This window comes from Gardnerella sp. KA01002 (assembly GCF_049244015.1).
Classification (GTDB): domain Bacteria; phylum Actinomycetota; class Actinomycetes; order Actinomycetales; family Bifidobacteriaceae; genus Bifidobacterium; species Bifidobacterium vaginale.
In genome coordinates, this window is sequence record NZ_CP058365.1 from 207,516 (window position 1) to 220,769 (window position 13,254).

Annotated in this window: 10 protein-coding genes; 9 read left to right on the forward strand and 1 reads right to left on the reverse strand. The window is 44.9% G+C overall.

Translation table 11 applies throughout. The annotated features are described in order from the left end of the window. The first annotated feature begins 65 nt into the window (after positions 1-65). From HXT60_RS00755 to HXT60_RS00775, 5 genes are all read left to right on the forward strand, one after another. Entirely contained in the window at positions 66-923 is an 858-nt protein-coding gene (locus tag HXT60_RS00755) for an aldo/keto reductase (protein ID WP_004111961.1), read from the forward strand. A gap of 54 nt (positions 924-977) precedes the next feature. Next, complete coding sequence (locus HXT60_RS00760) at positions 978-1,943, forward strand: polyphenol oxidase family protein (RefSeq protein ID WP_410311505.1); 966 nt, start codon at positions 978-980, stop codon at positions 1,941-1,943. 31 nt (positions 1,944-1,974) lie between these two features. Continuing rightward, positions 1,975-2,646, forward strand: a complete 672-nt coding sequence (locus tag HXT60_RS00765; RefSeq protein ID WP_004121367.1) for a pyroglutamyl-peptidase I — start codon at positions 1,975-1,977, stop codon at positions 2,644-2,646. 109 nt (positions 2,647-2,755) lie between these two features. Next, positions 2,756-4,147 carry a cell division protein gene (locus HXT60_RS00770; protein WP_004111967.1) on the forward strand — a complete coding sequence of 464 codons (1,392 nt, stop codon included), beginning with the start codon at positions 2,756-2,758 and terminating at the stop codon, positions 4,145-4,147. 175 nt (positions 4,148-4,322) lie between these two features. After that, positions 4,323-5,657 carry a C1 family peptidase gene (locus HXT60_RS00775; RefSeq protein WP_004118354.1) on the forward strand — a complete coding sequence of 445 codons (1,335 nt, stop codon included), beginning with the start codon at positions 4,323-4,325 and terminating at the stop codon, positions 5,655-5,657. A gap of 300 nt (positions 5,658-5,957) precedes the next feature. Here HXT60_RS00775 and HXT60_RS00780 read toward each other — a convergent pair whose 3' ends face one another. After that, positions 5,958-6,923, reverse strand: coding sequence for a hypothetical protein (locus HXT60_RS00780; protein WP_032836366.1), 966 nt, complete (start codon positions 6,921-6,923; stop codon positions 5,958-5,960). 221 nt (positions 6,924-7,144) lie between these two features. Here HXT60_RS00780 and nusA point away from each other — a divergent pair, with 221 nt between their 5' ends. From nusA to truB, 4 genes are all read left to right on the forward strand, one after another. Continuing rightward, positions 7,145-8,194, forward strand: coding sequence for a transcription termination factor NusA (gene nusA, locus HXT60_RS00785; protein ID WP_004111973.1), 1,050 nt, complete (start codon positions 7,145-7,147; stop codon positions 8,192-8,194). Positions 8,195-8,448: 254 nt separating this feature from the next. Next, positions 8,449-11,397: a translation initiation factor IF-2 gene (gene infB / locus HXT60_RS00790; RefSeq protein WP_421791169.1), complete on the forward strand. Its 2,949-nt coding sequence runs from the start codon at positions 8,449-8,451 to the stop codon at positions 11,395-11,397. A gap of 2 nt (positions 11,398-11,399) precedes the next feature. Next, positions 11,400-11,981 (forward strand): 30S ribosome-binding factor RbfA, encoded by a 582-nt coding sequence (gene rbfA / locus HXT60_RS00795; protein ID WP_004111977.1) that lies wholly within the window; start codon positions 11,400-11,402, stop codon positions 11,979-11,981. Between the two features lie 36 nt (positions 11,982-12,017). Continuing rightward, the gene (gene truB / locus HXT60_RS00800) at positions 12,018-13,220 is read left to right on the forward strand and encodes a tRNA pseudouridine(55) synthase TruB (protein ID WP_421791171.1); all 1,203 of its coding nucleotides are present in this window, start codon (positions 12,018-12,020) and stop codon (positions 13,218-13,220) included. The last annotated feature ends 34 nt before the right edge of the window (positions 13,221-13,254 follow it).

The window sequence follows — 13,254 nt, forward strand, 5'->3', positions numbered from 1 at the left end:
CTTCAAGTAGCTTTTGCACTTGGGGGCATTTTAAAACGGCTTAAAATAAGGGAAATATTAATATTATGGATCGCACTTTAGGGTCATTTAAAACCACTTCTATTGGTTTTGGTGAAATGCCATTGACGATTGAAAACAATCTTGGACACGATATGGGTATCGAAACTATTCATGCAGCTCTTGATGCAGGCTGCACTCATATCGATACAGCATGGGCATACTATTGTTCTGGCGGCGAGGAACAAACTGGAGAAAAGCTTGTTCGTGAGGCTTTAGAAAGTTGGAATGGAGACAAGTCTTCTATTTTAGTTGCAACAAAAGTCGGACACTTCCGCAACTTTACTGACGGACGACCAACATGGGGTAAAGATGGTAAGCCAGAGCATTTGATTGCGCACGCTAAAGAGTCAGCAATGGCTCTTGGCGTAGATACGATTGATTTGCTTTACTTCCACAGGCCAGATCCAGAGGTTCCATACAATGAGTCGATTGAAGCAATGCAACAGCTGCTCGATGAAGGAGTTGCGCGCGAAATTGGCATTTCTAACGCATCTGTTGAGCAGATTGACATTGCGCGCGGAATTCTTGGAGAAAAGCTTGTGGCTGTGCAAAACCAGTATTCTCCAGTGCATTTAGAGAATGAAGACACGTTGCAATATTGCAAGCAGCTTGGAATTGCGTTTGTTTGCTGGAGTCCTCTTGGAGGGTTCCGTCACCCATATGACGAGCATCTTTTTGACCCATTCCGCAAAGTGGCAGATGCTCATAAAGTTAGCTATCAGCAGGTTGTTTTGGCTTGGGAGCTTGCTAAGGGAAATAACGTTTTTGTTATTCCAGGCGCTCATAGACCAGCTACAATATTGGATAGTCTAAAAGCTGCGGATTTGCAGTTAAGCGATGAAGAATTAGCTTATTTGGGCTAACTTTTACTGCAAATAACTTGTTACAGCAAATAAAACAAAACGAAAGCGAATAATATGCAGGAAACTAGCGTAGCAGGAATGCCACTTGCTCATGAAGACGCGCACGGGTTGCCAATTCCAGTGACAATTCCAGTGCCATTGGGATCGCGCGCTCACGCCGTTTTTACAACACGATTAGGTGGCATTTCCGAAGGTGATTTTGCGTCGCTTAACCTAGGTGGCAAAGCTGGCGACGATGCTAAAGCTGTGTTTAGCAACCGTTGTGCTTTGCAAAATACTCTTAAAGCCGACTTGTGTCTTGTTAGCCAAGTGCATGGAAATAGCGTATTTGATGCAGATTCAATAGTTGATTCGTGGAACACTCAGTACGGTTTCGATGCAACAGGTTTTGCAGATTCAAAAGTGCGAATTGAGGCTGATGCGCAAGTTTCAACAGCATGCTCACTCGCTTTAGGAATGTTTGCTGCAGATTGCCTACCAGTTTTACTTGCCGATAGTGAATCTGGAGTAATAGCTGCAGCGCATTGCGGACGAAAAGGCTTAATGGCTGGAGTACTTGATTCTACTATTGAAGCAATGTGTGAAAAAGGAGCCGAACGCTCGAATATAACAGCCGTTCTTGGACCCTGCATTTGTGGCGATTGCTACGAAGTTGGCGAAGAAATAGCTAGCGACTTTGAACGCAGATATCCACAGACTGCAACGCAAACGCGTTTTGGTGGAGTGGGAATTGATATTGCTGAAGCTGCCCGCATTGATTTAGCGCTGGCAGGAGTTGCAAACGTTGTTGACGCTTTACCGCGAGTTACAGCTGCAACTCAATATTTGGCAGAAGACGAAGAATTGAGTACAGTTTGCGATGTTGATTGCGAAGGTGGAACGCTGAAAAGTCGCCTTCAGGCGTTGCAAAACCCAATGTGCACGTTGGAAAATCCACTCTGGTATTCTCATAGACGCGCAGGTCTTGCTGGAAAATCACATGAAGGACGATTGCTTGCGCTTATAGTCAAAGATAAGTAAAAAGCAAAGCTATTCGTAGAAAGCTATTGTTATGAAGCAAATTAACGTAGTTATTTCAGGATTTGGACCATATGTTGATCTTAGCGTAAACCCGTCTTACGAAGTGCCATTGGCTTTAGAACAATATTCAAGTCAGGAGCTTGATCTTCCAGAAGATGTTAGAGTAAATATCAAGTCTGTAATGCTGCCGATTAGCTTTGCAAACGCATGGCCTCAGCTTTTAGAAATGATTAATGCGCAAGATGCGGATATTGTAATAGCAACAGGGGTAAAACATACTGCTCGCGGAGTGCAATTAGAACGGTGCGCCACAAATATTATGGACGCAACTAAACCAGACGTAGATAACCACACTCCACAAAGTGTACAAATTGTTGAAAATGGACCATCTGCATATTGGACTAGGTTGCCATTGCGAATGATTCTGAACGATTTTGCTCACGATGCAATAGCGTCAACACTAAGCTCGGATGCAGGAACATACGTTTGCAACTCACTGTTTTATAGGCTATTAAATTGGGCGTCCAATAATTCTAAAAAGCAGATAATCGCAGGATTTGTAAGTTTTCCTCCAGTAGTTGCAACTCATGACGCTAGGCATGGGCTGCCGTTAGATTCGCAAATAAAAGCTGGTCAAAACATAATTCGTGAAGCCGTAAAATACTATATGAAACCTTCATCTTTAAGCATATTGCTCGAGTAGTTCGCTCGACACGCCCGAGTGTTTTTGCGTCTAAAGTGATAGCGTTATTGCTGATGGAGTGTGCACGATAAGTTAGTGAATCGTGCGGGGGTTTGTGAAAGGAAAAACTATGGTGCCAGATCGTTTCCCAACTGCTTTGCGCGGATACGACAAAGATAAAGTCAACGAAGCCTTTTCTAACTACGAGCGCACAATATCGCGTCTGCGTGAACAAGTGCGATCTAGTGACGAATCTATTCTTCAATTGCAAGCACAATTGCAAGAAGAAAAAAATAATGTTAAACGTGCAAAAAGCGGGAATACTTTTGCATCTTTGGGCGCAAATGCGCAACAATTACTTGCGTCGGCAGAACAGACGAGTTCGCAGCTAATTGAACGCGCAAAGCAAGACGCTGCGTCGATTAAAAAAACTGCTCAAGCGCAGGCGGGAACCTTGCTAAACAATGCAAAATTAGACGCAGAGCATTTGCTGCAAGAGGCTCAAACAAAAGCGGATACGCTGCTTTCTACAGCAAGCAACAAGGCAAGCCAGATGACGAGTGCGGCAAAAGAAGACTCGCAGCGTTTGCGTGAAACAACAAACAAAGATGTTACTGCACAAAGAGATGCTGCAACGCTGGAAATAAACAACGCTAGAGAAGAACACACGAAGCGAATGGCATCCGAAAAATCCGAGCAGGAGCGTGCAATTGCACAGCTAAAAGCGGATGCAGCGCAGAAAATCGCGGAACAGAGGTCTGCGGCAAACGCGGAAATTGCTCATGCTAAAGCAGAGACAAATGATCAGATTGAGTCGGCTTTGGCAGAAGCAAACAAGAAACTTGCAGACATGCAGGAGCGAGCAACAAAGATGATGGCGGATGCGCAGCGCAAGGCTGGAGAAATTACAGATGCTGCTGCGGCAAAAGCCCAGGAGATTGCAGACGAAGCGCAAGTTGAGCGCACGCGCACGCTAAGCCAGGTTAGTGCAGAAGTTGAGCAAATTAGAAACGATATTGCAGCTCAGCAAGAAGAAGCAACAAAAAAGGTGAACGAACTTATATCTGGATTGAAAGAGCGAGAACACGCTGCTCAAGAAGAGGCTGATGCGCTTGTTGCTAGGGCAAAAACTATTCATCAGGATGCGGATAATTATGCTGCACAGGCGCATAAGGATGCGGATGCTCAGGCTGCACAAATCGTTCGTAAAGCTATGCAAGATGCTACGGCTCAAGTGGAAGAGCGTAGGGCAGCAGCTCAGCAGGAGCTGGATGGTATGACGGCGCGTCTAACACAGCTGCAGCATAGGGAAGCGCAAATTACGCAACGTGTTACCGAGCTTAGGTCTTTGTTTGCAAACGCTTTTTCTGGATTTGATTTTGGTGATGCTGTTTCTGGACAGGGGCATTCTGGCGATTCTGCAGATGCGGATGCTTCGGATAATAGCGATGCTGATGCTCAAAAACAGGCGAGGAAAGACGCACAAGCCCAAGTTGAAGAAGCTATCGCTCAGGAATCCTGAGTGGCGAGTTGCTAGTAGCGAATTGTGCTGTGTGGTGGATTTATAGAAAACTCATAAAGAAAAGTAGTAAATAGATTCCACGGAAAAGTCACAAGCATCCGAAGATTTGCGTAAAAAGCTAAAATAAACTATAAAAAATAAAGATAAAATAAGGAAAAACAAGAAAGGTTAGACAGTGACTGAGATCTCTGAATTAAGTGCCGAGGCTTTGCAAGGTTTGCGTGACGATTTTGACGCAAATCCATTGAATCGTTTAGCAATGAACGGTGTTACTGCCGCTGGAATCGACAAGGTAGCGCGCAACTATGACCGCGCGCGTTTATTGCAGCGCCGATTCTCAACGGTTGTGGATAATGGTGACGCAAGGCATCAGGATCATTCTGGTCGCTGCTGGCTATTTAGCTCTTTGAACGTTGCGCGATTTGTGGCTAAAAAAACGCTTAAAGTTAAGGATTTTGAGTTTTCGCAAAATTACGCAATGTATTTCGATAAACTTGAGCGAATCAACTATTTCTTAAAGGATGTTGCTGCTCTTGTTCGCTCTGGGGAACCAGCTGATTCTAGACTAGTACAGCATTTGTTGCACGACGTTATGGGTGACGGCGGTCAGTGGACAATGGCTATGAACGTCTATAAGAAGTATGGTGCCGTGCCTAAAGACTTGTATCCAGAAACGGAGTCGTCTAAAGATACGGACGCTATGAACACTCAGCTTCGCCGTTTGTTGCGAACGGCTGTTGCACACATGTACGCTAATGCTGCAGATATTGACGACATAATTGCGGAAACTACTGCTGCAGGTCATAGGATTCTTACAATCCACTTGGGTGAGCCGCCAAAGAGCTTCGACTGGGAATGGACGGACGAGGACGGAAAGTTCCATCGCGATGGCGAGATTACGCCAGTTGAGTTTTGGAAGAAGTATGTTACGGCTGGGCTGGAAGATTACGTTTGCCTAGTAGACGACCCGCGTGCGGAGCATCCAAAGGGCAAGAAGATTGCGATTGAGCACTTGGGTAACGTTGCTGGTGGAGACGCTACGGAATATTTGAACGTACCAAATCAGTTTATGAAGGATTGTGTGCGTAAGATCCTCGTTGAGCAGGGCATTCCAGTTTGGTTTGGTGCGGATTGCCATCCTATGATGGATCGTGTAAACGGTGCTTGGGCTACGGATTTGTTTGAGTATGATCGCGTTTATGGCGTTGATTTTGATTTAAACAAGGAGCAGCGTGTGCGTTTTGCTGATTCGGCGATGAATCATGCGATGGCGTTTGCTGGAGTTGATGTTGCGGAAGATGGTACGACTACTCGCCGCTGGCGCGTTGAGAACTCTTGGGGCGCGGATATTGCCGACAAGGGTTACTTTACTATGAGTGACGATTGGTTTACTGAGTACGTGTATGAGGTTGCTGTGCCTAAGGCGCTTTTGCCAGAGGAGTATCGTAAGGCGCTTGAAGAGCCAGCAATTGTTTTACCGGCGTGGGACCCAATGGGCGCTTTGGCTTAACGCGAAGCTGCATAATGCGCCGCGTTCGCTATTTGCAAAAAGCACGGTGTGCTTTTTGTGCGAACGCGGCCTGTTGCGTCAATCGAGACGCAGCAGGTGTCACATTGTGTATTTATGTGGTTTTTGCGCTTCGCGTTACTCCAAAGCGCCCGAGCTGCTTAGGGCAGAAGCATTGCTTCTGCTGCAGCGAGGACATTCGCGCGCTTAGACCGCGCGAATGTTGTAGCTTAGGTTAATTTCACTAGGAAATTAGCCTACTCGAGTGCGCCTAGCTTGCTCGAAGTTGCTAGGTTAGTGCGTTTATTGTTCAAAGATTGCAGAATCGTCAGTTGGATATCCATTTGAATACGCGCTTATTATGTGTGAAACTACGATATCTGCAAGTACACCTATAAAATCTTGATTTTCGATACTTACAATCGCATCATTATTTATTTTTCCGTCTTTGTTTATGGGGAAAATCGTTTGATTTAACGCGGCTAGTTCTTCTCTTGCACAATCCATATAGGCTATTGCAACAATAGGTAGTTCTTTTCCTGTGGCGTTGTCTTTAGCGATTCCTGATTCCAGGTTTTGCTTAGGTATCTCATAGACTTTTTGACGCAAGTCACTTCCGTTTGAAGCAAAGTGCATAAGTGTGTTTGAAATTGTAGCCGTCATGTCGCTTTGTCGAAGTGAAACGTTTTTTGCATCTCTAGCAGCTAGTGTTTGCAATAGAAATGCGAGTTTGTCTTGTGCTACAGCTGCTTTTGCTAGCGGATCATGATTCCAGTATAGGTTTTTGTTATTGTCTGCAAAGTCTTGGATTTTTTTGTAAGAGTTTAATTCTAGTTGCTCAGCTAGCTTAATTGTTTCAGCATTTCCAGTTTGATTTAAATTGGCTAATTTCCAAATGTTTTGGGCACTGAACACAACGCCTTGAGCGAATCTACTGTTACATTGAACTGCGACTTTTTTCCATGTGTCAGAAGCATTCTTTAAGTCTTTAGATGTTAAGTTATTTATTTTTTTATCCACTTTTTCTTGGATTGATTTTGCTTTTTGCATAATTTTGTAGCAAGGTTCGTGGTTTTGCAAAGAATGCAGATTGTTGTTTTTTAATTCTTTTGTACTAGAACATGCACTGAAAAGCATCGTTATTGCCATTAATGCTGCAACTATTAAAAGATGATTTTGCGTATGCTTTTGATTGCGCTTTTGATTGCGCTTTTGATTGTGTTTTGTGCGCTCTAATAGGCTTCTTAACAAAACAAACTGTGTCTGCATAATCTACTAAAATAGTCCGTGACTGTGACCAATGTTTGCTTGTTTTGCGTTTGGCATTGTATGCTTAACATTTTCAATTGCAGTCATAAGATTTTGTGCTTTACAACCGTTGTTAGATTTAGATTTTAACGCGTTTGTTGTGTGCTAATCGCGATAAAAGAAAAATAAGTTAATTTTATAAGTGAATTTATAAATGAATTTTCAACAGGAGGACATGCACGATGGAATTGGATTTGGCGGGAATGCATCAGCTTGCGGCGCAGCAGGGGATTAATGCCGAGGAGCTGGACGAGGCGCTCGCCGAGGCCTTGCGTCTTGCATACATGAAGACTTCTCACCCAGCTAGGCATGCTCGCGTTGAATTAGATGAGCGTGCTGGTAGCTTTACAGTGTGGGCAAAAGACGAGATTCCTGGAGTTCCTACGGAAGATAATCCTCATCCAGCACCAACTCTTGGCGAAGAATACGATGATACACCTCGTGATTTTGGACGTCTTGCTGCTGCTACGGCACGTCAGGTTATTACTCAACTTTTCCGTAAAGTAGAAGATGACCGTGTATTTGGTGCTTTTTCTGGACAAAAAGGAAAGTTGATTAACGGCGTTGTGCAGCAGGATTCTAAAGATCCTTCTAATATTCATGTTGCTGTTGGAGATGTTGAGGCGATTTTACCGCGTCGTGAGCAGGTTCCAGGCGAAAGATATCGTCATGGTGAGCGTATTCGTGTTTACGTTGTGAACGTTGCTCGTGGTTTGCGTGGTCCAGAAATCGTTGTTTCTAGGTCTCATCCTGATCTTGTTCGTAGACTTTTTGAGCGCGAAGTTCCAGAACTTGTTTCTGGAGCAGTTTCGATTATGGCTATTGCTCGCGAAGCTGGCGCTCGCACTAAGATTGCTGTTCGTGCCAACACGGAAGGTGTTAATCCAAAGGGTGCTTTGATTGGTCCTGGTGGTTCTCGTGTTCGTGCTGTTATGGAGAATCTTGGTCCAGAAAAAATAGATATTGTTGATTGGTCGGAAGATCCAGCGAAGTTTGTTGCCGCTGCTCTTTCTCCAGCAACAGCAACACAGGTTCATGTTGTTAGTGAAAAGAGCCAGACGGCTGTAGCGTTTATTCATGATTCTCAGCTTTCTCTTGCTATCGGTAAGGAAGGTCAAAACGCAAGGCTTGCAGCAAAACTTACTGGTTGGAAGATTGGTATTGAGTCTGCGGAAGAACATGCTAAGAAGCAGGAAGAAATGAATGCTGATTCTAAGGTTTCAGCAGAGTAACATACCGTGGATTAGCATTAGCGACACTCCCGAGAATCCAACGTTTCGAGTATGCTGAAAGCTGCAATTTGGGCTTATGCGCAGCTTTCTGCCTAGTGGGAACGAGGTACGGAAAATCATGGTTGAAATCATGGTCGCACGATGAGATATCGCGTTATGAGGTATCTCACTAAAGAGCATAAGAATAAGAATCTTATAAAAATATAAAGTGGCTGCGTTCGTTTTGCGCTGCCACAGACTGAGGAGAACACTGAGTGGTAAAAAAGCGCGTATACGAACTAGCTAAAGAGTTTGGTGTAGACAGCAAAACCGTGTTGGAGCGGTTGAAGAGCATGGGCGAATTTGTTAAGTCCGCGTCTTCAACAGTAGAGGCTCCTGTTGCACGTAGATTAAAAACAGAGTTTGCGTCCGCTGGATCATCTTCTGGATCGTCTGCTGCAAAGAATGATGCGAAACCTGCTGCAAATAAGAATGCTGATAATTCTTCGAATAAGACTAATCATTCTTCTAATAAATCGGAGTCGTTGGCTCAGAATAATGCTGAAAAACGAAATTTGGATAAGTCTTCAGAAAAAGCTTCGGAAAAACAGCATTCTTCGCAAAAGTCACATGATAATCATGATAATAGTGACAATAAAGAAAATCATTCATCTTCCACTCCAAATGGTGTAATTCCTAAGCCTTCTGCTGGTCACGTAAAACCACATGCTATCGCTAATGCTGATTCTAAGCGTGGAGGCGATAAGCGTGGCGAAAATCGTAACGATGCACGAGGCGATAAGCGCGGGGAAAATCGTTCTTCTAAGTCAGATCGTTCTTCTCAGATGCCTCCACGCCCTCGTCCGCATCAGGGTGCTGGCTCTGGTTCTGCTCCTCGTCCAGGTAACAATCCGTTCAGCCGAAAGCAAGGTATGCGCGCTCCTACACCTGGTGATATTCCTCGTCCTCACCCAATGTCACGTCCAGGCGCTGCTGCAGAAAATTCTCGTGGAGCAAAGCCTGGTCAGGGCGGCGGTAATGGCAACGGCGGTAATGGCAACGGCGGTGGTCGCGGTCGCGGTGGTCGCGGAGGCGCTCGTCAGGGCGGCGGTAATGGTTCGAACCGCTCTTCGCAGTGGTCTGGTTCACATCGTCAGGGTGGCGGTAGTGGCGCAAGCTCTCGTCCGTCTGCAGAATCGCGCTTTAATGCAAATCAGGCTGCAAGCTTCCAAGCTGCGGCTGCTGGCGCTCCAAATGCTGGTCCATCTCGTGGTAGTGGTCGCGGTCGCGCAGGTGCTGCAGGCGCATTTGGTCGTCAGGGTGGAAAGTCCTCTAAGGCTCGCAAGAATCGTCTTGCAAAGCGCAGAGAATACGAAGAGCTTAAAGCACCAGTGATTGGCGGCGTGCGTATTCCTTCTGGAAATGGCGCTACGATTCGACTTCGTCAGGGCGCAACGCTTTCTGATTTGGCAGAAAAGATTGATGTAAATCCAGCTGCTTTGGTAACTGTTTTGTTCCATCTTGGAGAAATGGCTACAGCTACTCAGTCGTTGGATGAAACAACATTCCAGATTCTTGGCGAAGAAATCGGTTGGAATATTAATCTCGTTTCTGCAGAAGAAGAAGATAAAGAGCTTCTTCAACAGTTCGACATTGATTTGGATGAAGAGGAACTTCAAGAAGACGATAATCTTGTAACTCGTCCTCCAGTTGTTACTGTTATGGGTCACGTTGACCATGGTAAAACTCGTTTGCTTGATACTATTCGTAAGTCGAATGTTGTAGCTCGAGAAGCTGGCGGTATTACGCAGCGTATTGGCGCTTATCAGGTTACGGTTACTTTAGATGGAGACAAGCGCAAGATTACGTTCTTGGATACCCCAGGCCACGAAGCATTTACTGCTATGCGTGCTCGTGGTGCAGAGCTTACAGACGTTGCAATTCTTGTTGTTGCAGCAGACGACGGCGTTATGCCTCAAACTGTTGAGGCAATCAACCACGCTCAGGCTGCTCACGTGCCTATTGTTGTGGCTGTAAACAAGATTGATGTTGCTGGAGCAAACCCAGATAAGGTGCGCGGTCAGCTTACAGAGTACGGTCTTGTGCCAGAAGAATACGGCGGCGACACCATGTTTGTGGATATTTCCGCAAAGCAGGGAACTAACGTAGATAAGCTTCTTGAGGCTGTTCTTTTGACAACTGACGCTGAGCTTGATCCTAAGGCAAATCCGAACATGGATGCTCGTGGTGCAACCGTTGAAGCTCGACTTGATAAGGGTCGTGGCGCTGTTGCTACTGTTCTTGTTCAGCAAGGCACTCTTAAAGTCGGAGATTCTATTGTTGCAGGTACGTCTTATGGTCGTGTTCGCGCAATGCTCGACGAAAATGGCAACCACTTGCAAGAGGCAGGTCCTTCTACGCCAGTTCAGGTGCTTGGTTTGACTTCTGTTCCAACTGCAGGAGACTTGTTCTTGGTTACTTCCGACGATCGTTCCGCTCGTCAGATTGCCGAAAAGCGCCAAGCTACAGAGCGTGCAGCTCAGCTTGCTAAGCGTCGCAAGGTTGTGTCTCTTGAAAGCCTTAAGGAACAGTTCGCTAAGTCCGAAGTTGATATGCTCAACATTGTTATTAAGGGCGATTCTTCTGGTTCTGTTGAGGCTTTGGAAGATTCCTTGATGAAGATTGAGGTTTCCGACGAAGTTGGAATTCAGGTTATTCACCGCGGTGTTGGTGCAATTACTCAGAATGATGTGAACTTGGCAACAGTTGATAAGGCTGTGATTATTGGCTTCAACGTGCGTCCAAACCGTCAGGTTGCCGATTTGGCAGACCGCGAGGGCGTGGAAGTCAAGTACTACTCGGTTATTTACAAGGCTATCGAAGATATTGAAGCTGCTTTGAAGGGTATGCTTAAGCCAGAGTTTGAAGAGGTTGTTACTTCTCACTCTGAGATTCGTGAAATCTTCCGTTCTTCCAAGTTTGGCAATATTGCTGGTGTTATGGTTCAAGACGGCGAAGTTAAGCGCGGTACAAAGTGCCGTATTTTGCGTAACGGTGTTGCTACTGTTAACGATCTTGAAATCTCCAGCTTGCGTAGATTCAAGGATGATGTTCAATCCGTTAGCGAAGGCTACGAGGCAGGCATTAACCTTGGCAGCTTTAACGACATTGAGCTTGGCGATATAATCGAAACCTTTGAAATGAAGCAGATTGAGCGCAAGTAATTATGGCAGGAACAAACCCTAGAGCCGCGCGAATTGCGGCTCTGATTCACAGAGTGATTGCGTCCAACATGGAGGCTCATTTACACGATAAGCGACTTGCTAATGTGACTATTACAGAAGTGAGAGTTACTAACGACTTGCAGATCGCTAAAGTGTATTGGACACAGCTTGGTACTGTTGGTAAAGAGCAGGGTGAGCGTCAGCGTGCAGCCCAAGCTTTGCAACAGGCTAAGGGGCGTTTGCGCACTCTAGTTGGAGCTAAGGCTGGATTGCGTTTAACTCCTCAAATCCAATTTGTTTACGATGAGGTTCCTAGTGAAGCTCATGAGATTGAAGACATTTTGGTCGCCGCGCGTAAGCGTGATGAGGAGCTAGCTAAAGCGCGAGAAAATGCTCGGTACGCTGGTGAAGAGGATCCGTATAAAAAGCCTCGTGAAGATGAGGATTTTGACGATTCCGATGATTCTGATGATTTTGATGACTCCGACGAGTATGAGGATTATGAGAACAGCGAAAACGATTTTGTAGAAGATAAGTCGCCAGCAACCGACGATTTAGATGATTCTGCTCATTTGGAATTATAGTTTTAAATCAAATAATTAATCAAATAAAATTTAGTAATGAGTAGTTCTCAAACATCATCTTCAGGCATTTTATTAGTAGATAAGCCGAAAGGCGTTACCAGCCATGACGTTGTGTCTTGTGCAAGAGGATTGTTGCACACTAAACGCGTAGGTCATGCGGGAACGCTTGACCCAATGGCTACAGGATTGCTGATTCTTGGTTTTGGTAACGCCACTCGCTTGCTTAACTATTTGCTTGGTCACGATAAGACTTATGAGGCTGTGATTCGTCTTGGCGAATCAACCAATACGGATGATGCAGATGGTGATGTCGTTTCAAGTGTTGATGATGAAAATAGCATTCTAAACTCTGCAAATACTGATGAGATTCTTAAAGAATTGCGTTGCGTAATCGCTAAGAATTTTACTGGGCACATTATGCAAACTCCAACCGCTTTTTCGGCTATTAAAATAAACGGTGTGCGTGCTTATGACTTAGCGCGTGAAGGTAAAGATGTTCATTTAGAGCCGAGAGAAGTTGTTATTCATGACTTTTCGCTACTGGATGCGCGCTTTAATGTTGGTGTAAGCGGTGCAAAAGTTGTTGATGTGCGTGCGAGTGTTTCTTGTTCTAGCGGCACGTATATTCGCGCACTTGCTCGCGACTTAGGACGTGTTCTTGGTGTAGGAGGACATTTAGTAAGTCTTAGGAGAACTCGAATTGGCGAATTTTCGGTAGAAGATGATAGGGTTCTTAAACTTGAAACTAGGATTCGTACATTTACGGACAAGAATGGCGTGACTCAGACCCGCGCAAAGGCTGTTATAGCTGACAGACACGATAGTGTTTCTAACTATTTTTCTGACAGTGTTTCTAACAGTTCGGTTGCTTGCGACTTATCTGAAGATTCTTCTTGCAAAAAATCTGCACAAAAAAACTATGATTTACAAAATCGTGTTCTAAGTATGTTTGAATCCGCAAAATTAACCATGCAAACAGTTGAAATCAGCGAAAATCAGGCTAAAGACTTGCGTTTTGGTAGAAAAATAGTGATTCCTGCGATTAGCGAAAAAAATACTATTGCATACGTAAAAGCCGAAAAAGATGAGCAAAACGATGTTGTTGCAGTTCTGGAAACCGCTGAAAAGTCGCCAGCAACCGCAGGGGGAAGCAGAGCGTTCTCCAAGTTACAAGAAAAAAATGAAAAAAATATAAATCAAATAGAAGCTAAACCTATTGTGGTATTTGTACAAAGCTAGTTTGCTGGTAAAATAGTTAATAGTGTGAAAATAA